We start from the raw sequence: 25663 nt of genomic DNA on the forward strand, positions 1-25663 counted from the left end.
GACTAGAAACCACCATGAAGACCCTGGAACAGCGGCTGGAGAGCCTGGGAGCCGAACGACTGCGAGGTATGCGGCGTGGCCTGGAGAAGGAGAGCCTGAGGTCGCAACCCGACGGCAAGCTCGCGCTGACGCCGCACCCCGCGGCGCTCGGCAGCGCGCTCACGCACCCGCACATCACCACCGACTATTCCGAATCGCAGTTGGAGCTGATCACCGGTGTGCACGCCAGCGTGGAGAGCTGCCTGGCCGAACTCACCGAGATCCACCAGTTCACCCTGCGCAGCCTGCAGGCACAGGGCGGTGCGGCGGGTGAAGAGATGCTCTGGGCGTCCAGCATGCCGTGTGGCCTGCCGACCGATGAAACCATTCCGCTCGGGCGCTACGGCTCCTCCAATGTCGGGCGGGCCAAGAGCGTCTACCGCATGGGCCTGGGGCACCGCTACGGCCGCCGCATGCAGACCATCAGCGGCATCCACTACAACTGGTCGTTGCCCGGGGTGGACAACCAGGGCTACTTCGCGCTCATCCGCAACTTCCGTCGCCACGCCTTCCTGCTGCTCACGCTCTTCGGGGCATCGCCGGCCCTGTGCTCGACCTTCGTCGAAGGGCGCCAGCACGAGCTGCAGCCTCTCGGCAGCAGCGGCACCCTGCACATGCCACACGGCACCAGCCTGCGCATGGGGCGCCTGGGCTACCAGAGCGATGCACAGTCCTCGCTGGCCGTGAGCTACAACAGCCTCGAAGGCTATGCGGCCTCGCTGCACGACGCGCTCACACGGCCGTGGCCGGCCTACGAAACGGTGGGCATCCGCAATCCCGGTGGCGACTACAACCAGTTGGCCACCACGCTGCTGCAGATCGAGAACGAGTTCTACGGCACCATCCGGCCCAAGCGCGTGATCCACCAGGGCGAGCGCCCGCTGCACGCCCTGCGCGAGCGCGGGGTCGAGTACATCGAGGTGCGCCTGATGGACCTCAACCCCTTCGAGGCCATCGGCATCGATGCGGCCACGCTGCGCTTCCTGGACGTGTTCCTGCTGCACTGTCTGCTGTCGGACAGCCCGCCGGACACACCGGAGGAAATCCGCGAACTGGCCCACAACCAGCACCTGACCGCTGCGCGCGGCCGCGAACCCGGCCTGCACCTGCTGCGCGGCGGGAGCGAAGTGGCGCTGCAGGACTGGGGGCTGGAGATCCTCGACCAGCTTGCGCCGATTGCCGACCACCTGGACGCGCTGCATGGTGGCGCCTCGCATCGCGAGGCGGTCGCCGCAGCGCGTGCCGCGCTGCTGTCCCCGGACACGCTGCCGTCGGCGCGTGTGCTGGCCGCCACCCGGCAGCAGCACGGTTCCTCGTTCATCGACTTTGTCCGCACCCGCTCGCGTGCCATCCGCCAACAGCTGCTGGACCTGCCCTGGAATGCGCAGCAACAGTCTCGCTACGTGGACATGGCGGTGAGCTCACTGGCGGCTCAGCAGGCCATCGAAGCGGCCGATTCCATGCCGTTCGAGGTCTACCGGCAGGAGTACGTGTCCCCGGCCCGCCTGATGCCGCGCTCGGTGGTGGCCCAGGCGGCCTGAGTCTGTTGCGAAACCCTGCTGGTGCAGGGTGTATGTCCGCGGCGGTGAATTCCTGCGGTCTCCGGTCCTATCCTGTGCCCTCCTTTTCATCCAGGAGACCGCCATGGCACCCACCCCGCGCCTGACCGCCGCCGATTTCGACCAGGAACTGCTCATCCTTTTCGACGCCTACGTGCACGGCGACATCGACCGCCGGGGGTTTCTGGACAAGGCGGCGAAGTTCGCGGTCGGGGGCATCACGGCCGCCGGTCTGCTCGCGGCGCTCAGCCCGGACTTCGCAATCGCCCAGGTGGTGCCCCAGGGCGATCCGCGCATCACCACCGAGCGCATCGACGTGGACTCGCCCAATGGTTCTGGCAAGGTCAAGGCCTACCTGGCCAAACCGGCCAAGGCCTCGGGCAAGCTGCCGACGGTGCTGGTGGTGCATGAGAACCGTGGCCTGAACCCGCACATCGAGGACATCGCCCGCCGGCTGGCGGTGGACGGCTACCTGGCGCTGGCTCCCGATGCGCTCACGCCGCTGGGTGGCTACCCCGGCGACGAGGACAAGGCCCGCGCGCTGTTCGCCCAGCTCGACCAGTCCAAGACCCGGCAGGACTTCCTGGCCGCGGCGGCCGTGCTCAAGGCGCGCGCCGACGGCACTGGCAAGCTGGGGGTGGTGGGCTTCTGCTACGGCGGTGGCATGGCGCATTTCCTGGCCACGCAGCTGTCCGACCTGGCGGCTGCCGTGCCCTTCTACGGCAACCACCCGCCGGTGGAGGACGCCGCCAAGGTCAAGGCGCCGCTGCTGATCCACTTCGCCGCGGTGGACGAGCGCATCAACGCCGCCTGGCCGGCCTACGAGGCCGCGCTCAAGGCCGCCGGGGTGCGCTACACCGCGCACCAGTACCCGGGCACCCAGCACGGCTTCAACAACGACACCACGCCGCGCTTTGACGCCGCCGCCGCGAAGCTGGCCTGGGAGCGCACCCTGGCGTTCTTCGCCCAGCACCTGAAGGCCTGAGCGGGCTCAGTCGCCCGGACCCTCCAGCCTCACATCGCTGAGTGGGTAAGCCACACAGGGAAGCACCGCGCCCGCGGTCTTTTCTTCGGGCAGCAGCCCGGGCCAGTCCACGCCGTAGCGCACCTGTCCCTCGGTGAGCCGGCCGATGCAGGTCCGGCAGGTGCCGTTGCGACAGGAGGCCGGCCAGGGCACGCCAGCGGCCTGCAGGGTCTGCAGCAGGGTGCGCTGCTCGGGGGCCTGCAGCGCAAGGCCCTGTTCGGGAAGGTCCAGAACCCAGCGGCGGGGGATATCTTCTGTCGGCATGGTCCGAATCTAACCATTGGGCGGGTTGCCAGTGCCTGCCTGTTCAACAGGCAGATTGAAGAATGCCCTTGTACATCAAGGACTTGGGAGCCCCGTACAGGACTTCTCCAAGCTTATCCACAAGCTTGTCCCGGAAATCTTGGGACAAGTTGAGAAGTATCAAAGCCGTGGGGCCGGGGTCTGGCTAGAGTCCAGGGCTTTCCCTGAACCTGCATTTCCCATCATGTACAGCCTCACCGGCGCAGACCGGGCCTACCGCTTGCTCTCCGGCGCCGCCATTCTTCTGGTGGCGGTGTTTTCGCTCACCGGCCTGCTGCAGGTGCTGGCCTACGCCTCGGCCGGCCTGGTGCTCACCACCGCGATCATCAACGCCTGCCCGCTGGCGGAGCTGCAGGTCCGCAGCGCTTCTTGATCAGGCCTCGCCGCCAAAGCGCTTGATCAGGTTGGCGATGTATTTTTCGACCAGCTTCTCGAACTCGCCTTCGACCACCGGCACCACCACCATCTTCATCAGCCCGGGCAGCGGCACCTCGATGTCGCCCTGGATGGCGAGCGCAATCGCCGTGTGCTTTTTCTGGTCGCTGATGTCCCAGCTGCCTGAGACCAGGGCGTTGCCCACGCCCTTGACCGGGGTCCACTTCACCGTGCCCTGGCCCTTGGCCGCGTCCCACTTGCTGACGTACTTGCAGGCGTAGACCGTCTGGATGTTGACCTGGGCCGTACCCACCTTTTCCATCTCCCAGCGGTAGCTGTTGCCACCCAGATCGACCAGCTGGTCGACTTTGGGAAAATGGCTGACCGATGTCGGCACGTCCGACAGCAGCTCGAACACCTCGGCGGCTTTGGCCTTGACGTTGAATTCGTAGCCCAGATCGATCTTCACGGTGATGGCCATGGGGTCTCCTCTTGTGGTTGGTAAGAAAAATTATTGTGGCACGCAGCGGCCACGCACACAGAACGGCATTACATGAGCATCCAGTGGTTCCCCGGTCACATGCACCTCACGCGGCAGGCGATCGCCGAGCGCGTCAAGGAAATCGACGTCGTGATCGAAATGCTCGACGCGCGCCTGCCCGGCAGCAGCGCCAACCCGCTGATGCAGCAGCTCACCAGCGGCCGGCCGACGCTGAAGGTGCTCAACAAGCAGGACATGGCCGACCCGGCGCGCACCGCGCTCTGGCTGGCGCACTACAACGCCCAGCCCGACACGCGCGCCATCGCGCTGGACGCCAGCGTCACCGCACCGGCGCGGGCGCTCATCGACGCCTGCTTCGAGCTGGCGCCCAGGCGCGGCGGCATGGTCAAACCCATGCGGGTGCTGATCTGCGGCATCCCCAACGTCGGCAAGTCCACGCTGATCAACACGCTCAAGGGCAAGCGCGCCGCCAAGACCGGCGACGAGGCCGGCGTGACGCGCACCGAGGCGCGCATCGCGCTGGCCGACGACTTCTATCTGTACGACACGCCGGGCATGCTTTGGCCGCGCATCTTCGTGCCCGAGAGCGGATACAACCTGGCCGCCAGCGGCGCGGTGGGCAAAAACGCCTACGACGAGGAAGAGGTGGCCTACGAGCTGATCGCCAAGCTCAAGACCGACTATCCGGCGCTCATGGAGGCGCGTTACCAGCTGGGCCTGTCGCCCGAGGCCTGGGCCCAGACCCACGACGACGAGCTGGTCGAAGCCATCGGCCGCAAGCGCGGCGCGCTGGCCGGAGGCGGCCGGGTGAACATGCAGAAGGCCGCCGAGCTGGTGATCGCCGATTTCCGCGCCCTGCACATCGGCCGCATCACGCTGGAGACGCCCGAGCAGTTCGCGCGCTGGCTCAAGGCTGGAAAACAGGCCGACGCCGAACGTGCAGCGCGAAAGAAGAAACTGCGCGACGAGGGGCACATCAGCCCGGAGCGCAAACCCAAGCCTGACAAACGTTCAGCGGCGCGCAAGCCCCGTTGACCCACCCGAGACGCCCATGTCCACCATCACCCCGCCCCAGAACCCCGAGGCCGACCCGCGCATCAAGGCCATCTTCGACGACATCCGTGCCACGCGAAAGACCGACTTCATCAACAACATGTGGCGCTACCTGGCCTTCGATCCGGCGCTGCTGGAGCAGACCTGGGCCGAGGTCAAGCGGGTGATGGCCACGCCGTCCACGCTGGACCCGCTGACCAAGGAGATGGTCTACATCACCGCGTCCATCATCAACGGCTGCAGCTACTGCGTGCACTCGCACACGGCGGCCGCCACGGCCAAGGGCATGACGCGCGAGCAGCACGCCGAGCTGCTGTCCATCATCGCGCTGGCGGCCAAGACCAACCAGCTCGCTACCGGCCTGCAGGTGCCTGTGGACCCGGAGTTCCAGAAGGCTTGAGCCGGGTCAAGGACGGCGCTGCGGCACGGGTGCAGCATGGGTTTTTTGGGAGCCACGCCATGAGCACCGAAACACGCCGCATCCTGATCGTCAACGGCCATCCCGACATCGGGGCGCGCCATCTGCTGCACCAATTGATCGATGCCTATGCCGAGGGCACGCAGGCGGCGGGCCATCAGATCCGGCGGGTGGATGTGGGGGCGCTGGACTTTCCGATGCTGCGAAGCGCGGCCGACTGGGAGCGCGGTGCGCTGCCCGAAGGGCTGAAGACCGCCCAGGACGACATCGCCTGGTGCCAGCACCTGGTGCTGTGTTTTCCGCTCTGGCTGGGCGACATGCCGGCCGTACTCAAGGGTTTTCTGGAACAGGTGGCGCGGCCCGGTTTCGCCTTTCACCGCGACGAGCAGAACCCGTTTGGCAAGAAGGCGCTGGGCGGGCGCTCGGCCCGCATCGTGGTGACCATGGGCATGCCGGCGCTGCTATACCGCTGGTACTTCCGCGCCCACAGCGTCAAGTCGCTGGAGCGCAACATCCTGGGCTTTGTGGGCATCGCCCCGGTGCACGAAACCCTGGTCGGGCTGGTGGACCGGCTGGGCGAGAAGGGCGTGGCGCAGTGGTGCGCCAAGCTGCGCAAGCTGGGCGCGCAGGCGGCCTGAGCGCCTGCCGCGCGGTGGCTCAGCCCTCGACCTTGACGCCTTTCCAGAACGCGACCCGTCCGCGGATGTTCTCGGCTTCGGGCTTGGGGTCCGGGTAGTACCAGGCGGCGTCGGCATTGAGCTCGCCGTTGACCAGCAGGGAGAGGTACTTGGCCTCGCCCTTCCAGGGGCAGGTGGTCCGGTGGTTGCTGAACGTGACGAAAGCGCGGTTGAGCGCGCCCTCGGGGAAGTAGTGGTTGCCTTCGACCAGCACCGTGTCGTCGCTCTCGGCGACCACGGCGCCGTTCCAGGTGGCTTTCATGAGGACCGTCCCCGGCTCACTTGAATTTGTCTTTGTCCTTGCCGCGCGGGATCACCGCGGTGACCGGCGGGACCGGACGGTCGGAACTGACCGGGCCCTTGGGCACCGACGTGTCCTTTTTCGGTTTCTTGCTCATCTTTTCGTTGCGCTGTTCCTTGCCCATGGTGTGCTCCGTTGGAAATGGCCACGCACTGCGGCCGATCGCGCGATGTTACCGGCCCGCGGGCGGGTTCTGCAGCGCCTCCAGCTCGTAGGGTGGTGCCACCGTGACGGCCACGTCGAGCGTGTGGCGGGCGCCGCCCTGGATGACGCCGCGCATGGGCGAGACGTCGGCGAAGTCGCGGCCGGTGGCCAGCGTCACATAGTCCTCGCCGGGGCTGCCCCAGCCGCAGCGGTTGTTGGTGGGGTCGAAGTCGAACCAGGCGCCCAGCGCCGGTTCGTCGCCGGCCTGCGCGCCGGTTCCCGGTGGCAGGGGCACGTAGACCGAGACCCAGGCGTGCGAGGCGTCGGCGCCGATCAGGCGCGGCTGGCCCGGTGGAGGCTGGGTGAGCAGGTAGCCGCTGACATAGCGCGCAGGCAGGCCCAGGCTGCGCAGGCAGCCGGTCATGATGTGGGCGAAGTCCTGGCACACGCCCTTGCCCTGCGCCAGCGCAACCAGGGCCGGGGTGTTGACTTCGGTGCTGGCGGTTTCGTAGGTCAGCCCGCTGTGGATGCGCTCCATGAGCGCACGCACGGCGGACAGCATGGGCAGGCCGCCCGCAAAAGCGGGCCGGGCAAAGGCGGTGAAGGCGTCGTCGCGCGGGACATGGGGGGACGCAAACAGGAATTCGCTGGCGGGGTCGTAGGGGGCGCGGGCGCGGTAGCGGAAATGATCGCGCACGGCTTCCCAGGTCTGCGTCTGCCAGGCCGGGTCGTCGGGCAGCGGCGCGGGCGCGCGGGTGTCCACCCGGCTGTCGGCCGTGACGGTGAGCACCTCGTGCGGCGCCTGCAGCGAGAAGAAGGTGCGCAGGTTGCCGAAGGCGTCGGTGGTCTGGCTGCGGGCCGCCGGTTCGGGCGAGATCGTCAGCGTGTGCGACCGCACGGTCTGGGTGGGCGTGTCCACCGGCGAGAGGTGGACCATGTGCTGCGCCAGGTCCACGCTGCCCTGGTAGCGGTAGGTGGTGGTATGCAGGATGCGCAGGTCCATGGCTCAGACGCCGACGCTTCGCGTCTTGCGGTCGGCGTGGCTGAAGTGCAGCCGCGTGATTTCGTCGGACAGCTCGGCCGCCGCGGTCTCGCAGCCGTCCAGCAGCTCGGCGAGGGTGCTGTAGCGCATGGTCTGCCCCTCGCGCTGCCAGCTGCTCAGCTCGGTCAGCACCCACACGTCGGGGTCGGGCAGGCCCTGGGCCAGCACCGCGTCCTGTGGCGTGGCGCTCTGCGAGAGCTTGGCCAGCCGCGAGCGCAGGGTCTGCACCACCCAGGCGATGGAGCGCGGGTTGTCCCGGTCCATCACCAGGAGATCGATCAGCGCCACCATGTCGCGCCGCTGCTGGTACTGGGCGTGGAAGGTGATGGTGCTGTCGAACAGCGCGACCACCGCCTCGAAGCCCGTCGGGTCGTCCATGCAGCGGTGCTCCAGCCCGAGCGAGAGCGCGCGCGAGAGCGTGATCAGCCGCTCGATGTGGCGGCCCACGGACAGCAGGCGCCAGCCGTTGTCTCGCACCATGCGGTCGGTTTGCGCGCCGGTGATGGCAGCCAGCCGCTCGCTCAGCGCCGCGAGCGCGGCCAGCGCCTCGGCGGTGCCGTACTCGGCGTCGGCCGCCATGGCGGCGCAGTCCTGCGCGAAGCTGGCCTCGGCGTGTTCGATCAGGTTCCAGTGCTCGGGCGAGAGCCGGTCGCGCACCTGGGCGGCCGCGCCCTTGAGCGCGCGCAGGTTGTGGCCCACGCTGCAGCTCTGGCCCGCCAGTGGCGAGCCCGGCGCGGGCGACAGGCTGGCCATGAGCGAGCGCGCGAACACGCGCGCGGCCTGCTCGGCGCCGGGCACGTCGTCCAGCACCAGGGCGTTTTCGCGGGCGGTGGCCGAGAGCCAGGCCAGCAGGGCGCGCGAGCTGGGCTCTTCGCCACCAAGGTGGTCGAGCACGATGCGCGCGAGCCGCACCGCGTTTTCGGCGCGCTCGGTGTAGCGGCCCAGCCAGAACAAGTTTTCGGCCGCGCGGCTGGTGACCGGGCGTTTCTGGTGCGCCAGGGCCAGGGTGCTGGGCTGCGACTGCAGCAGGCTGGTGGTGTCGACCTCGCCGTCGGTCATCACCCAGCAGTCGGCGCTGGATCCGCCGCGCTGCATGGACGCCATCAGCTGACCGCGGGGCGCCAGCCGCACCAGCCCGCCGGGCAGCACGCGCCAGCTCTGCGGCCCGTCGGCCAGCGCGAACACGCGCAGCATGGCCGAGCGCGGCAACAGGCGCTCGCCGGTCCAGGTGGGCGTTTGCGAGAGCGGCAACCAGGACTGCACGGTGTAGTCGTCGGGGTGGCGCACCATGCGGCCCGACCATTCGTCCAGCTCGCGGGCGTTCAGGCTCTGGCCGATGGCCGTCTCCAGACCCGAGCCAGGGTAGGTGGGTTTGATCACGCCGCCCTTGAGCAGGGGCAGCACCTCGCGCAGCGCAGCGTCTTCGCCGCACCACCAGGTGGCCAGCGAGGGCAGTTCCAGTTCCTCGCCCAGCAGGTGGCGGCTGATGGCGGGCAGGAAGCCCAGCAGCGCGCTCGATTCCAGCGGCGCCGAGCCCGGTGCGTTGGCCAGCAGCAGGTTGCCCGCGCGCAGCACCTGCAGCAGGCCGGGCACGCCCAGGCCGGAGTCCGGGCGCAGCTCCAGCGGGTCCAGCCACTGGTCGTCCACGCGTTTGATCAGCGCGTGCACCGGCTCCAGGCCCTTGAGTGTCTTGAGGTAGAGGCGCTGGTCGCGCACCGTCAGGTCGTTGCCCTCGACCAGGGTCAGGCCCAGGTAGCGCGCCAGGTAGGCTTGCTCGAAGTAGGTTTCGTTGTAGGGGCCGGGCGTGAGCAGGGCGATGCGCGCGTCCTCACCCTCGGGCGACAGCGCCTTGATGCCGTCCATCAGCGCCCGGTAGCTGGCAGCCAGGCGCTGCACCTTCATGCCGGCAAAGGCCTTGGGGAACTGCCGTGCGATGGCGATGCGGTTTTCCAGCAGGTAGCCCAGACCCGAGGGCGCCTGGGTGCGCTGGCCGACCACCCACCAGCGACCATCGGGACCGTGCGCGAGGTCGAAGGCGGCGATGTGCAGCCAGGTGTTGCCCGGCGGCGTCACACCCTTCATGGCGCGCAGGTAGCCGGGGTGGCCCTGGGCCAGCGCCGTGGGCAGCAGGGCGCGGCGCAGCAGCTCCTGCGGGCCATAGAGGTCGGCCATCATGCCGTTGAGCAGGCGCGCGCGCTGCAGCACGCCGGCCTCGATCTGTGCCCATTCCAGCGGGTCCACGATCATGGGGAACAGGTCGAGCGCCCAGGGGCGCTGCAGGCCGCTGGCGGCGTCGGCGTAGACGTTGTAGGTGACGCCGTTGTCGCGGATTTGGCGCTGCAGGTTCTCGGCGCGGCGGTTCAGGTCGGCCAGACCGTCGGTGCCTACGTGGTCGAAGAAGCGGCCCCAGCGCGGGGCCAGGGCCCGCGGGTCGCCGCTGTCGCGCAGCTCGTCGCGGTGCCCGGCGTCGGCGGGCACCGACCACGACAGGGCCCAGTCCCCGGGGGATTCGGGGCTGAGTTCGTCGAACAGGTTGTCTCTGGATTCTTCCGGGGTCACGGCTCTGGAGTATGCCCGTGGCTCCTTCTTTGGGGGACCCCGGGGCGGTTCGGGCCGTTGCATCCTTCAAAGACCCGTGGCTGCGATCACTGGCGCAAATCCAGCGTGAACGGGAACTCCCGGCTGGGTGTCGCGGCGTTCACCACCAGCTTGCCCGCGGTGTGGCCCATCTGGAAGAAGCGCGAGAGGCGCCGGCTTTCGGCCTCGTAGGCGTTGATCGGGAAGCTGTCGTAGTTGCGGCCGCCCGGGTGGGCGACGTGGTACTGGCAGCCGCCAAGCGACTTGTGCATCCAGGTGTCGACGATGTCGAAGGTCAGCGGTGCGTGCACGCCGATCGACGGGTGCAGCGCCGAGGGCGGGTTCCAGGCCTTGTAGCGCACACCGGCCACGTGTTCGCCCGCGGTGCCGGTGGGCTGCAGGGGCAGGGCGCGGCCGTTGCAGGTGATCACGTAGCGGCTGTCGTTGTAGCCGCTCACGCGCACCTCGATGCGCTCCAGCGACGAGTCCACATAGCGCACCGTGCCGCCGGGCGCGCCTTCCTCGCCCATCACATGCCAGGGCTCCAGCGCGTTGCGCAGGGTGAGTTCGATGCCGCGCGCGGCCACCTGGCCCACCAGCGGGAAACGGAACTCGAAGTGCGGCTCGAACCAGGCCATGTCGAAGCGGTAGCCCACCCCGGCCAGATCGGCCAGCACGTCCTCGAAGTCCATGCGGATGAAGGTCGGCAGCAGGAAGCGGTCGTGCAGCTCGGTGCCCCAGCGGGTGAGCTGGCCGCGCCAGGGCTGCTGCCAGAAGCGCGCGATGAGGGCGCGCAGCAGCAGCTGCTGGGCGATGCTCATGCGGGCGTGCGGCGGCATCTCGAAGGCCCGCAGTTCCAGCAGGCCCAGGCGGCCGGTGGACGAGTCGGGCGAGTAGAGCTTGTCGATGCAGAACTCGCTGCGGTGGGTGTTGCCGGTGACGTCGATCAGGATGTTGCGCAGCGTGCGGTCCACCAGCCAGGGCGGCATGTCCTGGCCGAAGCGCTGTCGGTTCTGTTCGATCTGGTTGAGCGCGATCTCCAGCTCGTAGAGCTGGTCGTTGCGCGCCTCGTCCACGCGCGGGGCCTGGCTGGTCGGGCCGATGAACAGGCCGCTGAACAGGTAGGACAGCGAGGGGTGGTTGTGCCAGTAGGCCACCAGGCTGCCCAGCAGCTCGGGCTTGCGCAGGAAGGGTGAGTCCGACGGCGTGGCGCCGCCGAGAACGAAGTGGTTACCCCCGCCGGTGCCGGTGTGGCGGCCGTCGGTCATGAACTTCTCGGCGCACAGGCGGGTCTGGTGCGCGGCCTCGTAGAGGAACTCGGTGCGCTCGACCAGCTCTTCGAAGCTGCTGCTGGGGTGGATGTTGACCTCGATCACACCGGGGTCGGGCGTGACCTGCAGCATCTTCAGGCGCGGGTCGCGCGGCGGTGGATAGCCTTCGAGCACGATCTTCATGCCCAGGCGCTCGGCCGTGTCCTCCACCGCCGAGAGCAGGTCGAGGTAGTCCTCCAGCCGCTGCATCGGTGGCATGAACACGTAGAGGTGCTGGACCTTGCCGCCACTGGCCTTCTCGGCCTTGGGGCCGTTGGCGCGCTGCGGGTCGCGCGCCTCCACCACCAGCGCGGTGCGGGTCAGCCAGGCGGCCGATTCGCCGCGCCGCGGCAAGCGGGACGAGAGCTGCTGCGCCGGCGAAGAGGCCGGGTGCGGCTGGCCACGGCGCAGGCCAAGCGCCTCGACCTCGCCGCCGGGTCCCTGTTCGTCGAACCAGTCGGTGCCCTGCAGCGACACGGTGCCGCCTTCGGCAAAACCGCCGCCCACGGTGTGCGGGTGCACCTGGTGGCGCAGCGCCGAGCCGGTGGGCAGCGGGTCGCGTGCGCTGTGCGGGTCCTGCTCGATGTGGTAGGGGTAGTCGCCCATCGACACCCAGGGCAGGGAGTCCAGCGGCAGGCGGTAGCCCATGGGCGAATCACCCGGAATCAGGTACATGCGCTCGTCGCGGAAGAACCAGGGACCGGTGGACCAGACCGTGCCGCTGACGCGGTGGTAGGCGCTCTTGCCGTTGTTCGAGAGCGGACCGTGGCCCGAGGCCTGCAGCGGCAGCACGTAGCCCACGGTGGCGTCCAGGCCCTGGCCGAACACGCGGCGCAGGCGCTGGCGTTCCAGCTCGTCGTCGAGCTTGCTGTCGAAGGGGTCGACGTTGACCGGCAGGCGCCGTTCGCGCCACAGGTAGTACCAGGTGTCTTCGTAGCCGGGGGTGATGTACTGGGTCGACAGGCCCAGGCGGCGCGCCAGTGCCTGCGTGAAGCGCTGCGCGTCGTCGGCGGTGTAGCGGGCTTCGTCGCGCTCGTCGGCCAGCAGGGCCGGGTTGCCCCAGCAGGGTTCGCCGTCAGCACGCCAGAACACCGACAGCGCCCAGCGCGGCAACTGCTCGCCCGGGTACCACTTGCCCTGGCCCATGTGCACGAAGCCGCCGTCGCCGTAGCGCTCGCGCAGGCGGCCCAGCAGTTCGGTGGCGTAGCCGCGCTTGGTCGGGCCCAGGGCGTCGGTGTTCCACTCGGCGGCGTCGCGGTCGCTGATGGCCACGTAGGTGGGCTCGCCGCCCTGGGTCAGGCGCACGTCGCCCTTCACCAGATCGGCGTCCACCTGTTCACCGAGCTTCAGCACCTCGTTCCACTGGTCTTCGGTGTAGGGCTTGGTCACGCGCGGCGATTCGTGGATGCGCATGACCTTCATCTCGTGGCTGAACTCGACCTCGCACTTGTCCACGCCGCCTTCCACCGGCGCGGCGCTGGAGGGCTGCGGCGTGCAGGCCAGCGGAATGTGGCCCTCACCGGCGAGCAGGCCCGAGGTCGGGTCCAGACCGATCCAGCCGGCGCCGGGCAGGAACACTTCGCACCAGGCATGCAGGTCGGTGAAGTCCTTCTCGGGGCCGCTGGGGCCGTCGATGGCTTTCACGTCGGGTGTCAGCTGGATCAGGTAACCCGAGACGAAGCGCGCGGCCAGGCCCAGGTGGCGCAGCAACTGCACCAGCAGCCAGCCCGAGTCGCGGCAGGAGCCGCTCTTGAGCGTGAGAGTGTCCTCTGGCGTCTGCACACCCGGCTCCATGCGGATGGTGTAGGCGATGTCCTTCCAGAGCTTCTGGTTGATGCCGACCAGGAAATCGATGGTGCGCTGCTCGCTGCGGTCGACCTGCTCCAGATAGCCCTTGAGCAGGGGCGTCATCGGTGCGGTGGCCAGGTAGGGGGCCAGTTCCCGCTTCTGGGATTCGTCGTAGGTGAAGGGGAACTTCTCGGCGCGTGGTTCGAGGAAGAAGTCGAACGGGTTGTAGACCGCCATCTCGACCACCAGGTCGATCGTGACCTTGAATTCGGTGGTGGGTTCGGGGAAGACCAGGCGCGCCTGGTAGTTGGCGAAGGGGTCCTGCTGCCAGTTGATGAAGTGACCCCCCGGTTCGATCTTCTGCGAGTACGACAGCACCTTGGTGCGGCTGTGCGGTGCCGGCCGCAGGCGGACCACCTGCGGGCCGAGTTTGACCAGGCGGTCGTACCGATAATGGGTGATGTGGCTCAGGGCGACATGGATGGCCATGCTGGGGTCACTTTCAACAGGGAGTCACAAACAATGAAAACGCTGCCAGGGCGGGCTGCCGCGCGCGTTCGACAAAAACTAGCAAGTCCCGCGCCACGGCGCACGGCTGTCCGGCGGACCGTCTGATGCACCCGCTGTGGGCGGTGCTGCCTGGCGCGGTGCTGGGGGTGGCGCTGCAGCTTCTGCAGGCCCGGCTGTGGCCGGTGGCGGGGTACGCGGGGCTGCTGGCGGCGGCGCTCTTGCTGGCCGGCGTTGCTGCACGGGTCGGGGCCAGGCGACGTGCCGGGCTTGCGCTGGGCGCCGCCCTGCTGGCGGGTGCGCTCGCGGCGGCCGGGGCAACGGGCCTGCGCGCTGCGCGCCACCAGGCGCAGGCGCTGAGCGCCCCGCTGGAGGGCGTGAACCTGGTGGTCACCGGGCAGGTGGCCACCATGCCCCAGCGCGGCGCCGACAGCGACCGCTTCGAGTTCGCCGTGGCATCGGCGACGAGGGACGGCTTGGCGGTGGATCTGCCGCCGCGGCTGCTGATCAGCGACTTCCGGGGTCAGGGAACGGGGCGCACCTGGCGCGCGGGCGACGCCTGGCGGCTGACGGTGCGTCTCAAGCGTCCGCACGGTGCCTCCAACCCCCATGGCTTCGACCGCGAGCGCTGGCTCTGGGAGCAGGGCATCGGCGCCACCGGCTACCTGCGCGATGGCCCGCGCGACCCCGCGCCGGTGTTCCTCGGCGCCAGCGGCGGCCACCCGGTCGAAGCGGCGCGCCAGTGGGTGGCGGACCGCATCGCTGCGCGTGTGCAGGAACCGCGCAGCGCCGGTGTGCTGGCGGCGCTGGTGGTGGGTGACCAGGCGGCGATCGAGCGCAGCGACTGGACCCTTTTCCGCGACACGGGTGTGGCTCATCTGATGAGCATCTCCGGTCTTCATGTCACCGTGTTTGCGTGGCTGGCCACGGCGTGCATCGGCTGGGGCTGGCGGCGCTGGGCCCATGCGTGGCCGGGGGTGCTGCTGGCGGTGCCGGCACCGCGGGCGGCGGCCTGGGGTGGTGTGGCGGCCGCGGCGGCCTACGCGCTGTTTTCGGGCTGGGGCGTGCCGGCGCAACGAACGGTGCTGATGCTGGCGCTGGTGGTGGGGCTGCGGCAGGGCGTGCGCCAGTGGCCCTGGCCCCTGGTCTGGCTGCTGGCGATGGTGGCGGTGCTGGCGCTGGACCCCTGGGCGCTGGTGCAGCCGGGGTTCTGGCTCAGCTTTGTGGCGGTGGGCATCCTGTTCGCCTCGGGATCGCGGCAGAAGGCGGGGCCGGTGCGCCGCCTGCTGCGCGAGCAGGCGGTCGTCACGGTGGCGCTGGCGCCGCTGGGGGTGCTGCTGTTCGGGCAGCTGTCGCTGGCGGGGCTGGTGGCCAACCTGCTGGCCATTCCCTGGGTGACGGGTGTGGTCACGCCGCTGGCCATGCTGGGCGTGATCGTGCCGCCGCTGTGGGATCTGGCGGCGTGGGCCGTTCAGGGGCTGGTGGTGTGTCTGGAGTGGCTGGGCGGCTGGCGCTGGGCCACGCTGTTTCAGCCCATCCCGCCCCTGCCGCTGGCGCTGTGTGGAGTGGCCGGCGGGCTGCTGCTGGTGCTGCGCCTGCCGTGGTCGCTGCGTTCGGCCGGCCTGGTGCTGCTGGCGCCGATGCTGGCCTGGACACCCCAGCGGCCTGAGACCGGCGAGTTCGAGGTGCTGGCGGTGGACGTCGGCCAGGGCAGTGCGGTGCTGGTGCGCACCGCCGGCCACAGCCTGCTCTACGACACCGGTCCGCGCTACGGCCCCGGCAGCGACGCTGGCGACCGGGTGGTGGTGCCGCTGCTGCGCGCGCTGGGCGAGGCGCCCGACATGGTGGTGGTGAGCCACCGCGACAGCGACCACTCGGGTGGTTCGGGCGCGGTGCACGCGGCCTGGCCAAGGGCGCGCTGGCTGTCCTCGTTCGGCGAGGGTGAGCGCTGCCTGGCCGGTCAGCGCTGGCACTGGGACGGGGTGGACTTCGAAGTGCTGCATCCGTCGCCGGAACACTTTGACGACACCGGCCAGGGACGGCTGCCGAGCAACGCCATGTCCTGCGTGCTGCGCGTGGGCAATGGCCGGCGCTGGGCCTGGCTCAGCGGCGATCTGGATGCCGAGCGCGAAACCCGGCTGGCGCTGGCGCAGCCACAGTTGCGGGCCGACCTGCTGCTGGCACCGCACCACGGCAGTGCCTCGTCCAGCAGCCCGGTGCTGCTCAACACCCTGCGGCCTTCGGTGGCGCTGGTCCAGTCGGGCTACCGCAACCGGTTCGGGCACCCGGCACCGGTGGTCCGGGACCGCTACGACGCGCGGGGCATGCGGTGGGTGGCATTGCCCCAATGTGGTGCGGCTCTGTGGCGCAGCGATGGGCCCTTGAGCGTGCATTGCCACCGGGATGCAGTGCGCCGCTACTGGCACCATCCGGGTGCGCCTGTGGCGGACGAGGGCGATGAGGCGGACCCCGGCGGGTGACCACTGGCCCGCTCCTTGCTATGCTGGGTGCAGGAGAAAAAGCCCATGAGCCGACCGATGTTTGACGAAATGAACGCCTCGCCCACCGAGGTGCGGGCCCACTACCTGAACTACGCACGGTGGCTGGCACAACAACCCGAGGAAGTCATGGCATCGCGCCGCGAGGAGGCGGAAATGATCTTCCGCCGCGTCGGCATCACCTTCGCGGTGTATGGCGCCAAGGACGAAGACGGCGCCGGCACCGAGCGCCTGATCCCCTTCGACCTCATCCCGCGCATCATTCCCGCCCACGAGTGGAAGAGCATGCAGGCCGGGCTGGTGCAGCGCGTGACCGCGCTCAACCGCTTCATCCACGACGTCTACCACGACCAGGAGATCATCAAGGCGGGCCACATCCCGGCCGACCAGATCTTCCAGAACGCGCAGTTCCGCCCCGAGATGATGGGCGTGCAGGTGCCCAGCCAGATCTACTCGCACATCGCGGGCGTCGACATCGTGCGGGCACCGAATGCGCAAGGCGAGGGCGAGTACTACGTGCTCGAAGACAACCTGCGCGTGCCCAGCGGCGTGAGCTACATGCTGGAAGACCGCAAGATGATGATGCGGCTGTTCCCCGACCTGTTCGGCCAGAACCGCGTGGCGCCGGTCGCGCACTACCCCGACCTGCTGCTGGAGACCCTGCGCGCGGTCAGCCCCGCCACCACCGCCGAGCCCACGGTGGTGGTGCTCACGCCCGGCATGTACAACAGCGCCTACTTCGAGCATGCGTTCCTGGCGCAGCAGATGGGCGTGGAGCTGGTCGAAGGCCAGGACCTGTTCGTCAAGGACAACTTCGTCTACATGCGCACCACCAAGGGCCCCAGGCGCGTGGACGTGATCTACCGCCGCGTGGACGACGACTTCCTCGACCCGCTGGTGTTCCGCCCGACCTCGACACTGGGTTGCGCCGGTCTTCTCGGCGTCTACCGCAGCGGCAACGTGACCATCTGCAACGCGGTGGGCACCGGCATTGCCGACGACAAGTCGATCTACCCCTACGTGCCCAAGATGATCGAGTTCTATCTGGGCGAAAAACCAATCCTGAACAACGTGCCGACCTTCATGGGCCGCAACCCCGACGACCTGAAGTACATGCTCGACCACATGCACGAACTGGTGGTCAAGGAAGTGCACGGCGCGGGCGGCTACGGCATGCTGGTCGGCCCCGCTGCGACCAAAGCCGAGGTGGACGAGTTCCGCGCCGTGGTCAGGGCCAAGCCCGACGGCTACATCGCGCAGCCCACGCTCAGCCTCTCGACCTGCCCGACCTATGTGGACAGCGGCATCGCCCCGCGCCACATCGACTTGCGGCCCTTCGTGCTCAGTGGCAAGGAGGTGCAGATGGTGCCCGGTGGCCTGACGCGCGTGGCGCTTAAAGAAGGTTCGCTGGTGGTGAATTCGTCGCAGGGCGGCGGCACCAAGGACACCTGGATTCTGGAAAACTGAGAAAGACACGACATGCTTTCGCGTACCGCCGACCACCTTTTCTGGATGTCCCGCTACACCGAGCGGGCCGAGAACACCGCGCGCATGCTCGATGTGAACTACCAGACCTCGCTGCTGCCGCAGTCCGCCGCGGTGGCGCAGGTGGGCTGGCAGGGCCTGCTGTCGATCAGCGAGCTCATGCCCAGCTACACCGCCAAGTACGGCCATGACATCACGCCGCGCAACGTCATGGACTTCATGGTGCGCGACGAGTCCAACCCGTCGTCCATCGTGTCCTGCCTGCGCGCGGCGCGCGAGAACGCGCGGGCGGTGCGCGGCGCGCTGACCACCGAGCTGTGGGAGACGCAGAACGCCACCTGGCTCAAGCTGGCGGGATACCTCAAGTCCAGGGACTTCGAGCGCGACCCGGGCGCCTTCTTCGAATGGGTCAAGCACCGCTCGCACCTGTCGCGTGGTGTGGCGGTGGGCACCATGCTGCAGGACGAGGCCTTCCACTTCTACCGCATGGGTTCCTTCCTGGAACGCGCCGATAACACGGCGCGGCTGCTGGATGTGAAGTTCCACGCGGTGCACAGCGACTTCTTCGGTGCCGCCAGCGAGCAGGACCAAGAGTACGACTTCTATCACTGGAGCGCGATCCTGCGCTCCGTCTCCGGCTTCGAGGTGTACCGCAAGGTCTACCGAGACGTGATCACGCCCGAGCGCGTGGCCGAGCTGCTGATCCTGCGCCCGGACATGCCGCGCAGCCTGGCAGCCAGCATGAACGAGGTGGTGGCCAACCTGAGCGTGGTGGCCAACGAGATATCGGCCGAAACCCAGCGCCGCGCCGGCAAGCTCAAGGCCGACCTGCAGTACGCGCGCATCGACGAGATCCTCTCGACCGGCCTGCACGCTTTCCTGACCCAGTTCCTGGACCGGGTAAACGAACTCGGCGGTCGCATCAGCCAGGACTTCCTGGTGCCGAGTCACTGATCCGGACGGGTACCATGCGGGTCCCCGGCGCGAACCGGAGCCCGCATGAAACTCGTCATCCACCACCACACCCGCTTCCGCTACAGCCAGCCGCTGCTCTACACGGTGCAGTCGCTGCACCTGTGGCCGGTCAGCAGTGCCTGCCAGAGCGTCGAGCACTGGGAATTGCGCGTGCCCGGCACCCTGTGCAGCCAGCCCGACATTGAGGGCAACCGCGTGCACAGCTTCTCGCTCTCCGCGCGGCCCGAGAAGAACCTGCGCGAGAACAGCGTCACCGCCCGGGGCACGGTCGTGACCCATGGCGTCTCCGATTTCACCGACTCGCCTGGCCTGCCGCCGCCCGGCTTCTACCTGCGCTCGACCCCGCTGGCAGAGCCGCACCCGCGCATGGCCATGTGGGCCTTGCAGGCGGTGCCCGGTCTCATGGTCGCGCGTGCGCGGGGTGAACGGCCGAGCGCCGCCGACCTGGTGGCCCTGGCCGGCGCCGTGGCCGACAAGGTGCAGTACCGCAAGGGCAGCACGGGGGTGGAAACCACCGCGCTCGAGGCCTTCGACTGGGGGCTGGGCGTGTGCCAGGACCAGGCGCATGTGATGGTGGCGGTGTGCCGCAGCATCGGCCTGCCGGCGCGCTACGTCAGCGGGTATTTCTACGCCGCCAACGAACCCGATCTGGCCAGCCACGCCTGGGTGGACGTGTGCGTGGACCCGGCGAACCGCCGCTGGCTCAGCCTGGACGTGACCCACCGCTGCCCGACCGACGAACGCCACATCCGCCTCGCGGCTGCCACCGACTACAGCGCCTGCACGCCGGTCAAGGGGCTGCGGCGAGGTGGGGGCGAGGAGGACATGTCGGTGGACGTGCGGATCTCACTTGCGTGAGCGCGCTGGTCAGGGCCGCTTGACCAGGGCCTCGACGGTCTGGCCCAGTTCGATCACTGCCAGTGCGTAGTAGCTGCTCCAGTTGTAGCGCGTGACCACGTAGAAGTTGTCCGTGCCGGCGAGGTAGGTGGGGGCCGACCCGCCGTTGGCCGGGTCGCCGTTCTGCAGTTCGATCAGCGCCAGCTTGCCGATGTGTTTCTTCGCTTCGGCTTCCAGCACGGCGCCCTTGGCGGCAAAGCTCTCTGCGCTGAAGCTGGGCAGGATGTCGGGGGCGAGCAGGGCGTCCTTGTCCAGCGTGTTCAGGTCGAAGCTCACCGGGTAGTGCGTGGGCTGGCCAGGCTGCCAGCCGTAGGCCTTGAAGTAGTTGGCCACCGATCCGATGGCGTCGACCGGGCTGTTGAACAGGTCGATCTTGCTGTCGCCATCGAAGTCGATCGCGAAGCGCGCCCAGCTGCTGGGCATGAACTGCGGCCAGCCCATGGCGCCGGCGTAGCTGCCGCGCAGGGCCTGCGGGTCCATGCCGGTGCGGTGGGTCAGGCTCAGGAACTGTTCCAGCTCGCTGCGGAAGAACTCGGCCCGGGCTTCGGCGCGCGGGTGGCTGGCCGGGAAGTCGAAGGCCAGCGTGGCCAGCGCGTCGATCACGCGGAAGTTGCCGGTGTGCTGGCCGTACAGGGTTTCGACCCCGATCACGCCGACGATCAGGCTGGCGGGCACGCCGTACTCGCGCTCGGCGCGTTCCAGGGCTGCGCGGTGGGTGTCCCAGAAGCGCTGCCCGGCGCGCAGCCGCACCGGTTCGATGAAGCGCGCGCGGTAGGCGGCCCAGTTCTTGTAGGCGGCGCGGGGCGCCGGCAGCGACAGCCGGATCGCGGTGGGCTGGCGGCGGGCGGCGCCGATCTGCTCACGCACCCATTGGGGGTCGAGACCGCGGCGCTGGGCCAGGTCGTCGGCAAACGCCATGGCCGCCGGCGACTCGGCGTACACCGTGATCTCCGCTGCAGGTGCTGTGGGCGCGGGCGCAACAGGCGGTGGTGCAGCAGGCCGGGGCTCGGCCGCCAGAGGCTCGCCAGCCGGCTCAGCCGCGGGCAGCGGGGTGGCCGGTACCAGGGTGGGTGCGACAGGTGTGGTTTCCACCGGCGTCTGTGTCTGGGCCTGCGCGGCCGCCCAGGCGAGAGACAGGGGCAGCAGTGCGGACACCAGGGCGGAGCGGGATCGTGTGCTCATGGGGTTGCCCGCCGTTCGGGCCAGGACATCTGTTGAAACTGTTTCTGCAGCGCGGCCAGCGTATCCGGGCTGTGGGGCGCGTAGCGCAGCGCTTCGAGGCGCAGCAGCCAGGCACTCAGCTGCTGCGTGAAAAGCTCGTCACCGAGCTGCGCCGATGCGACGCGCGCCAGCTCGCGCGGCGTGGCGTGTTCGCCGGCTTCAATGCCAAGTGCGGCCAGGCGGCGCCGCACGCGCGCCAGCGTGCGCAGCCAGGGGTCGTGCTGCTGGCGTTCCCACAGGGCCCAGGCGGCGCCCGCGAGGCTGACCAGCACGACCACGCCGATCAGCACATAGGCCAGATCGGTCCAGCTCGGCGACTCGAAGCCCAGATTCTTCAGCAGGTCCAGCTGGCTGCCCTGCGTGTAGTTCAGCACCCACTGGTTCCAGCCGTTGTTCACCGCTTCCCAGGCGTCGCGCAGTTGCTGCGCAAGGGTGGGATTCAGCGTGCCCAGGGCGGCACCAATGGCACCCTGGGGCGCCACCAATCGCTCGAACGAACCGATGCGGGACGGCGACACCGCGCTCGTGGGGTCCACGCGCACCCAGCCCTGGCCCTGCAGCCAGACCTCGGCCCAGGCGTGGGCATCGCGCTGGCGCACGGTCCAGTAGCCGTCGACGGCGTTGAGCTCGCCGCCCTGGTAGCCGGTGACGATGCGGGCCGGGATGTCGAGCGCGCGCATCAGGATCACGAAGCTGGACGCGATGTGTTCGCAAAAGCCTTCCTTGCGGTCGAACCAGAACTCGTCGGCCGTATGCTGGCCATAGACCCCGGGGTCGAGCGTGTAGGTGTAGCCGCCAGTGCGCAGGCGGTTGAGCGCCGCCTCGACCAGCGCCGGCGCGGACTGCGGCCCCGACCCATGCTCGCGCCGCAGTTCCTGGGCGAAGGCCAGGGTGCGCGGGTTGAAGCCGGGGGGCAGCGCGATCTGGTCCTGCAGCGCCAGCACCGGCTCCAGCGGACCGTGGCGGAAGCGGGTGTGGCTCTCGGCGCGGTAGCGCACCAGCTCCGTCACCGGCCGCCGCACGAACCACTGCAGCTCCGGCGTCATGAATGCCTTGAGGCCCTGCAGCTCGGGCGCCTGGGTGGCCGCTTCGAGCACGAACACCCAGGGGCGGTGGTTCGGCTCCATGGTGACTTCGTAACGGATCGGCTCACCCGCAAAGGCCAGGTTGGCCTGCAGTTCCATGTGGGGCGGAAAGGCCGAGCGCAGCGGCTTCCATTCGACGCCGTCGAAATCGGTGAGCACCGGTCCGCGGAAATACAGCTCGCGCTGCGGCGGCACCGGACCGTCAAAGCGCACACGCAGCGCAATGCGGTCGTCCAGCACCAGCTCGGCGATCTGGCCGACCCGCATTTTTCCGGACAGACCCGAGCGGCCGTCCATGCCGTCGCCCGGCACGCCCCACAGCGGCGAGAGGCGGGGGAACAGCATGAAGGCCACCACCATGATCGGCGCGCCCAGCAGGGCCAGCCGCGCCGCAATGCCAGCGGTCTGCCGCAGCGGCGGATGCCCCACCGGCATGTGGGCATTCACGACGGCGGTCAGCAGCCCCAGCAGCGCGACCAGGATGCCGGCGGCCGTCAGCAGCGACTGGGAATAGAAGAAATGGGTCAGCAGCGTGAAGAAGCCGAGGAAAAACACCACGAAGGCATCGCGGCGGGCCCGCAGTTCGAGGGTCTTGAGCGCCAGCAGCACGACGATCAGCGTGACCCCTGCGTCGCGGCCGAGCAGGGTCTTGTGGGTCCACCAGGTGGCGGCGAGTGTGACCAGCAGCAGGCCGATGCGCCAGCGCCATCCGGGCAGCGGCCGGCCCCGCAGGGTGAGCGAGGCGCGCCAGACCAGCACGCAAGCGGTGAGCGCCGAGCACCACCACGGGATGTGCGGGACCTGCATCATCACCACCCAGGCGATGACGGCCAGCAGGAACAGGGTGTCGCGCGTGTCCCTGGGCAATGTCGTGGCCCCCACGCTCCACCGCTGCGCGGGTCGCTGCCCCCCGGGGGGGCGCGTTTCGCCTTGGGGCGGCCCGTCGGCGAAACCCTTTTCGCTGTTGCGGCGTGTCTTGGTCAGCACAGAGCCATCGCCTCCAGGCAGCGGGCGCGATGGGTCGGCCCCTGGTCGGGGGCCAGTTCGCGGCCAGGAATGCGCAGGCCGTAGTCCAGCCCCATGCGCTCGGCCATCAGCACCCAGGCGGTGAGACGCGACAGGCGGGATTCCAGGTCGGGGGCGCCGCAGCGGGTGTGGTCCAGCCAGAGCTGCTGGCGCTGCGTGGACAGGGCATCCCGGCTGACCAGGTCGTCGCGACCGGCGGCAAAGGTCTGAGCCGCCTTCTTCCAGACGATGGATTTCTGCGGGTCGCCCCGCCGGTAGGCGCGCACGCCGTCGAACTCGCCGGTGGTCTGCACGCTCGCGCTGCCGGCGAACCCGGGCTGCGGCTCACCGGGCGGCAGGGGCGGCGGGTGGGTCTCGGGTGCGGGGTAGACCAGCACCTGGGCCGCGGGGCGCCACACGGTCCAGACGCGGAAGGTGCCCATGGGAAACAGCGTGACCGCAGTCAGCGGCGCCAGCGCGTGCAGGCCGCGCCGGGTAAACACCGCTGCGACCTGCAGGCGCGTGCTGCCCTGGGCCGGCACATCGGTCCAGGCCAGGTGTGTGTCGCCAGCGGATGCATCACCGATCACGCCAATGCCGATGCCGTGGCGCGCCTTGCCCTGTTCGTTGGCCAGCCGGATGTCCAGCGCCGCCGCATGACCGGCATGCACTGGTGCGGGTGGGCTCAGGTGCAGAGTGAGGCCGCGCAGGTTGGCGTGGCAGCTATGCATGCCGGTCAGTGCACTGCCGGCCAGCAGGAAGGTCAGCAGATAGCCCAGGTTCAGCTGGTAGTTGATGCTGCCCACCAGCAGCAGGAGCAGGGTCAGCGCCAGCATCCAGCCGGCGCGGGTGGGCAGGATGTAGACGTTGCGCTGGGTCAGCAGCAGGGTGTCGCTGCGCGGCAGCCGCGCATGGAACCACTGTCGCAGCCGTTGGCGCAGGGCGTGCAGCGGGGCCAGCAGGTTCACGGGATGGGCGTGGCGTCGATCATGGCCCGCACCTGCTCCATCGCACCGCGGCCGGCGTCGCTGACTGGCACCAGGCGGTGTGCGGCGGTCTGCGGCAGGATGGCGGCGATGTCGTCCGGCGCCACGTAATTGCGCCCTTGCAGAAAGGCCTGCGCCTTGGCGGCCCGCACCACCGCCAGTGCGGCCCGGGGCGAGAGCCCCTGTGCGAACCAGCGGCCCGAGCGTGTGGCGGCCACCAGGTCCTGCAGGTACTCCAGCACCGGCTCGGCCGCGTGCACCGCCAGCACCTCGGCCTGCAGCCGTGCGAGGTCGGCCGGCGAGAGCACGGCCGGCAGCTGTTCGATCAGCTCGCGCCGGTCGGCGCCGCGCAGCAGCTCGCGCTCGGCGGCGCGGTCCGGATAGCCCAGCGAGATGCGCATGTGGAAACGGTCCAGCTGCGATTCGGGCAGTGCGTAGGTGCCGAGCTGGTCGAACGGGTTCTGGGTGGCGATCACGAAGAAGGGCACCGGCAGGGCCCGGGTCTGACCCTCGACAGTGACCTGCTTTTCCTCCATCGCTTCGAGCAGCGCGCTCTGGGTCTTGGGGCTGGCGCGGTTGATTTCGTCGGCCAGCAGCACCTGCGCGAACACCGGACCGGGGTGGAACACGAAACCCTCGCGGCCGCGTTCGTAGATGGAGATGCCGACCAGGTCGCTGGGCATCAGGTCGGCGGTGAACTGCACGCGCGCAAACTGCAGTCCGAAAGACCGCGACAGCGCATGGGCGAGGGTGGTTTTGCCGACCCCGGGAACGTCCTCGATCAGCAGGTGTCCACCGGCCAGAAGACAGCCGACACAGTCTGAAACCTGGGCCGATTTGCCTACGATGACCGTGTTAAGCTGGTCCAGAAGCTGTCTGATTGTTGTGTCGGCATGCATGCCGCGAACCTTACCGTAAAAAAGTGATGAGCCAGTCCACCGGTTTTTTCACCCACAGGGACTGCTGGCGGCACGAAATGGGGCCGGGGCACCCCGAATGCCCCGCCCGCCTGGACGCCATCCAGGACCGATTGCTCGCTTCCGGTCTGGACATTGCCTTGGACAAACGCGAGGCCACGGCGGCCGCCCTGGCCGACCTTGAACTGGCCCATGGGCGCATGCACCTGGCGGCGCTGCGGGGCCTGTCGGACCAGCTGCGCGACGACATCGCTGCCGGCGGCCCGGACCATGCGCAGATCGACCCCGACACCTCGATCAACGTGCACAGCTGGGATGCGATCCTGATGGCCGCGGGCGCCGCCATCGACGCCACCGACGCGGTCATGGCCGGCGAGCTGGCCAACGCCTTCTGTGCGGTGCGTCCGCCGGGTCACCACGCCACGCGCAACCAGGCCATGGGCTTCTGCTTCGTCAACAACGTGGCGGTGGCGGCCAAGTACGCCCTGGAACGCCACGGCCTGCAGCGCGTGGCCATCATCGACTTCGACGTGCACCACGGCAACGGCACCGAGGACATCGTCGCGGGCGACGAGCGCATCCTCATGTGCAGCTTCTACCAGCACCCTTTCTACCCACCCTGGAACCACTCGACCGCACCCAACCTGGTGAACCTTCCGGTGCCGGCGTACACCAAGGGCATGGATGTGAGGGAACTGATCGACATGATGTGGCTGCCCCGGCTCGATGCCCACCGGCCGCAGATGATCTTCATCAGCGCCGGCTTCGACGCCCACCGCGAAGACGACATGGGCCAGATGGGGCTGGTGGAGAACGACTACGCCTGGATCACCGAACGCATCAAGGAAGTCGCGAAGCGCCACGCCCAGGGCCGCATCGTGAGCTGCCTCGAAGGCGGCTACGACCTCAGCGCCCTGGCGCGGAGTGTCGAGGCGCATCTGCGTGTGCTGGCAGGGCTTTGACTGGAACGAGAGA

22 protein-coding genes are annotated in these 25663 nt (G+C 69.1%); 11 read left to right on the top strand and 11 right to left on the bottom strand.

The annotated features are described in order from the left end of the window. Positions 1-14 precede the first annotated feature (14 nt). Both gshA and DD542_RS02705 read left to right on the top strand, forming a co-directional pair. On the top strand, positions 15-1580 hold the full coding sequence (gshA, locus tag DD542_RS02700) for a glutamate--cysteine ligase (protein WP_066150553.1): 1566 nt from the start codon (positions 15-17) through the stop codon (positions 1578-1580). 103 nt (positions 1581-1683) lie between these two features. Further along, entirely contained in the window at positions 1684-2583 is a 900-nt protein-coding gene (locus DD542_RS02705) for a dienelactone hydrolase family protein (RefSeq protein ID WP_127803609.1), read from the top strand. A 6-nt stretch (positions 2584-2589) separates the two neighbouring features. Here DD542_RS02705 and DD542_RS02710 read toward each other — a convergent pair whose 3' ends face one another. Further along, positions 2590-2886: a 2Fe-2S iron-sulfur cluster binding domain-containing protein gene (locus DD542_RS02710; RefSeq protein WP_127803611.1), complete on the bottom strand. Its 297-nt coding sequence runs from the start codon at positions 2884-2886 to the stop codon at positions 2590-2592. 223 nt (positions 2887-3109) lie between these two features. Between DD542_RS02710 and DD542_RS02715 the strand changes: the two genes are divergently transcribed. After that, positions 3110-3298 (top strand): YgaP-like transmembrane domain, encoded by a 189-nt coding sequence (locus tag DD542_RS02715; protein WP_127803613.1) that lies wholly within the window; start codon positions 3110-3112, stop codon positions 3296-3298. Here DD542_RS02715 and DD542_RS02720 read toward each other — a convergent pair whose 3' ends face one another. After that, positions 3299-3781, bottom strand: coding sequence for an SRPBCC family protein (locus tag DD542_RS02720; protein ID WP_127803615.1), 483 nt, complete (start codon positions 3779-3781; stop codon positions 3299-3301). A gap of 72 nt (positions 3782-3853) precedes the next feature. Between DD542_RS02720 and ylqF the strand changes: the two genes are divergently transcribed. From ylqF to DD542_RS02735, 3 genes are read left to right on the top strand one after another with little or no spacing between them, the layout of a single operon-like run. Continuing rightward, positions 3854-4837 (top strand): ribosome biogenesis GTPase YlqF, encoded by a 984-nt coding sequence (ylqF, locus tag DD542_RS02725; RefSeq protein WP_127803617.1) that lies wholly within the window; start codon positions 3854-3856, stop codon positions 4835-4837. A gap of 16 nt (positions 4838-4853) precedes the next feature. Then, complete coding sequence (locus DD542_RS02730) at positions 4854-5255, top strand: carboxymuconolactone decarboxylase family protein (RefSeq protein WP_127803619.1); 402 nt, start codon at positions 4854-4856, stop codon at positions 5253-5255. A 59-nt stretch (positions 5256-5314) separates the two neighbouring features. Further along, positions 5315-5911, top strand: coding sequence for an NAD(P)H-dependent oxidoreductase (locus DD542_RS02735; protein ID WP_127803621.1), 597 nt, complete (start codon positions 5315-5317; stop codon positions 5909-5911). A gap of 19 nt (positions 5912-5930) precedes the next feature. On the opposite strand, the gene DD542_RS02740 is transcribed toward DD542_RS02735, so the two are convergent. The 5 genes from DD542_RS02740 to DD542_RS02755 all read right to left on the bottom strand — a co-directional run bounded on the left by DD542_RS02740 (position 5931) and on the right by DD542_RS02755 (position 13601). Continuing rightward, positions 5931-6212 (bottom strand): DUF427 domain-containing protein, encoded by a 282-nt coding sequence (locus tag DD542_RS02740; RefSeq protein ID WP_079365920.1) that lies wholly within the window; start codon positions 6210-6212, stop codon positions 5931-5933. 16 nt (positions 6213-6228) lie between these two features. Further along, on the bottom strand, positions 6229-6375 hold the full coding sequence (locus DD542_RS23515; protein ID WP_164868321.1) for a hypothetical protein: 147 nt from the start codon (positions 6373-6375) through the stop codon (positions 6229-6231). Between the two features lie 48 nt (positions 6376-6423). Beyond that, entirely contained in the window at positions 6424-7398 is a 975-nt protein-coding gene (locus DD542_RS02745; RefSeq protein WP_127803624.1) for a transglutaminase family protein, read from the bottom strand. Positions 7399-7401: 3 nt separating this feature from the next. Further along, positions 7402-9996 carry a circularly permuted type 2 ATP-grasp protein gene (locus tag DD542_RS02750; protein ID WP_241559663.1) on the bottom strand — a complete coding sequence of 865 codons (2595 nt, stop codon included), beginning with the start codon at positions 9994-9996 and terminating at the stop codon, positions 7402-7404. Positions 9997-10082: 86 nt separating this feature from the next. After that, the gene (locus tag DD542_RS02755) at positions 10083-13601 is read right to left on the bottom strand and encodes a transglutaminase family protein (RefSeq protein WP_127803628.1); all 3519 of its coding nucleotides are present in this window, start codon (positions 13599-13601) and stop codon (positions 10083-10085) included. A 125-nt stretch (positions 13602-13726) separates the two neighbouring features. Between DD542_RS02755 and DD542_RS02760 the strand changes: the two genes are divergently transcribed. From DD542_RS02760 to DD542_RS02775, 4 genes are read left to right on the top strand one after another with little or no spacing between them, the layout of a single operon-like run. Further along, complete coding sequence (locus tag DD542_RS02760; protein WP_127803630.1) at positions 13727-16099, top strand: ComEC/Rec2 family competence protein; 2373 nt, start codon at positions 13727-13729, stop codon at positions 16097-16099. Positions 16100-16144: 45 nt separating this feature from the next. Next, positions 16145-17584, top strand: coding sequence for a circularly permuted type 2 ATP-grasp protein (locus tag DD542_RS02765; protein WP_066150587.1), 1440 nt, complete (start codon positions 16145-16147; stop codon positions 17582-17584). Between the two features lie 12 nt (positions 17585-17596). Continuing rightward, entirely contained in the window at positions 17597-18556 is a 960-nt protein-coding gene (locus tag DD542_RS02770) for an alpha-E domain-containing protein (RefSeq protein ID WP_079365925.1), read from the top strand. Positions 18557-18601: 45 nt separating this feature from the next. After that, positions 18602-19435 carry a transglutaminase family protein gene (locus tag DD542_RS02775; protein WP_079365926.1) on the top strand — a complete coding sequence of 278 codons (834 nt, stop codon included), beginning with the start codon at positions 18602-18604 and terminating at the stop codon, positions 19433-19435. A gap of 9 nt (positions 19436-19444) precedes the next feature. Here DD542_RS02775 and mltB read toward each other — a convergent pair whose 3' ends face one another. The 4 genes from mltB to DD542_RS02800 all read right to left on the bottom strand — a co-directional run bounded on the left by mltB (position 19445) and on the right by DD542_RS02800 (position 24670). Next, positions 19445-20392: a lytic murein transglycosylase B gene (gene mltB, locus DD542_RS02780; protein ID WP_127807261.1), complete on the bottom strand. Its 948-nt coding sequence runs from the start codon at positions 20390-20392 to the stop codon at positions 19445-19447. 260 nt (positions 20393-20652) lie between these two features. After that, complete coding sequence (locus DD542_RS02785; RefSeq protein ID WP_241559664.1) at positions 20653-22662, bottom strand: DUF3488 and transglutaminase-like domain-containing protein; 2010 nt, start codon at positions 22660-22662, stop codon at positions 20653-20655. 98 nt (positions 22663-22760) lie between these two features. Then, entirely contained in the window at positions 22761-23753 is a 993-nt protein-coding gene (locus tag DD542_RS02795; protein ID WP_241559665.1) for a DUF58 domain-containing protein, read from the bottom strand. Continuing rightward, positions 23750-24670, bottom strand: coding sequence for an AAA family ATPase (locus DD542_RS02800; protein WP_127803636.1), 921 nt, complete (start codon positions 24668-24670; stop codon positions 23750-23752). Before DD542_RS02800 ends, DD542_RS02795 begins: the two co-directional genes overlap by 4 nt. A gap of 26 nt (positions 24671-24696) precedes the next feature. Here DD542_RS02800 and DD542_RS02805 point away from each other — a divergent pair, with 26 nt between their 5' ends. Then, entirely contained in the window at positions 24697-25650 is a 954-nt protein-coding gene (locus DD542_RS02805) for a histone deacetylase family protein (RefSeq protein WP_127803638.1), read from the top strand. The last annotated feature ends 13 nt before the right edge of the window (positions 25651-25663 follow it).

Source organism: Hydrogenophaga sp. NH-16, from assembly GCF_004006415.1.
In the GTDB taxonomy this organism is placed as follows: Bacteria; Pseudomonadota; Gammaproteobacteria; order Burkholderiales; family Burkholderiaceae_C; genus Hydrogenophaga; species Hydrogenophaga pseudoflava.

Excerpts from the sequence above, each read along its gene's own strand:
- DD542_RS02775 (WP_079365926.1), top strand. The coding sequence starts at position 18,602 with ATGAAACTCGTCATCCACCACCACACCCGCTTCCGCTACAGCCAGCCG.
- DD542_RS02710 (WP_127803611.1), bottom strand. The coding sequence starts at position 2,886 with ATGCCGACAGAAGATATCCCCCGCCGCTGGGTTCTGGACCTTCCCGAA.
- DD542_RS02800 (WP_127803636.1), bottom strand. The coding sequence starts at position 24,670 with ATGCATGCCGACACAACAATCAGACAGCTTCTGGACCAGCTTAACACG.
- DD542_RS02705 (WP_127803609.1), top strand. The coding sequence starts at position 1,684 with ATGGCACCCACCCCGCGCCTGACCGCCGCCGATTTCGACCAGGAACTG.
- DD542_RS02715 (WP_127803613.1), top strand. The coding sequence starts at position 3,110 with ATGTACAGCCTCACCGGCGCAGACCGGGCCTACCGCTTGCTCTCCGGC.
- mltB (WP_127807261.1), bottom strand. The coding sequence starts at position 20,392 with ATGGCGTTTGCCGACGACCTGGCCCAGCGCCGCGGTCTCGACCCCCAA.
- DD542_RS02760 (WP_127803630.1), top strand. The coding sequence starts at position 13,727 with ATGCACCCGCTGTGGGCGGTGCTGCCTGGCGCGGTGCTGGGGGTGGCG.
- DD542_RS02765 (WP_066150587.1), top strand. The coding sequence starts at position 16,145 with ATGAGCCGACCGATGTTTGACGAAATGAACGCCTCGCCCACCGAGGTG.
- DD542_RS02720 (WP_127803615.1), bottom strand. The coding sequence starts at position 3,781 with ATGGCCATCACCGTGAAGATCGATCTGGGCTACGAATTCAACGTCAAG.
- DD542_RS02745 (WP_127803624.1), bottom strand. The coding sequence starts at position 7,398 with ATGGACCTGCGCATCCTGCATACCACCACCTACCGCTACCAGGGCAGC.
- gshA (WP_066150553.1), top strand. The coding sequence starts at position 15 with ATGAAGACCCTGGAACAGCGGCTGGAGAGCCTGGGAGCCGAACGACTG.
- DD542_RS02770 (WP_079365925.1), top strand. The coding sequence starts at position 17,597 with ATGCTTTCGCGTACCGCCGACCACCTTTTCTGGATGTCCCGCTACACC.
- DD542_RS02735 (WP_127803621.1), top strand. The coding sequence starts at position 5,315 with ATGAGCACCGAAACACGCCGCATCCTGATCGTCAACGGCCATCCCGAC.
- ylqF (WP_127803617.1), top strand. The coding sequence starts at position 3,854 with ATGAGCATCCAGTGGTTCCCCGGTCACATGCACCTCACGCGGCAGGCG.
- DD542_RS02805 (WP_127803638.1), top strand. The coding sequence starts at position 24,697 with ATGAGCCAGTCCACCGGTTTTTTCACCCACAGGGACTGCTGGCGGCAC.
- DD542_RS02740 (WP_079365920.1), bottom strand. The coding sequence starts at position 6,212 with ATGAAAGCCACCTGGAACGGCGCCGTGGTCGCCGAGAGCGACGACACG.
- DD542_RS23515 (WP_164868321.1), bottom strand. The coding sequence starts at position 6,375 with ATGGGCAAGGAACAGCGCAACGAAAAGATGAGCAAGAAACCGAAAAAG.
- DD542_RS02730 (WP_127803619.1), top strand. The coding sequence starts at position 4,854 with ATGTCCACCATCACCCCGCCCCAGAACCCCGAGGCCGACCCGCGCATC.
- DD542_RS02755 (WP_127803628.1), bottom strand. The coding sequence starts at position 13,601 with ATGGCCATCCATGTCGCCCTGAGCCACATCACCCATTATCGGTACGAC.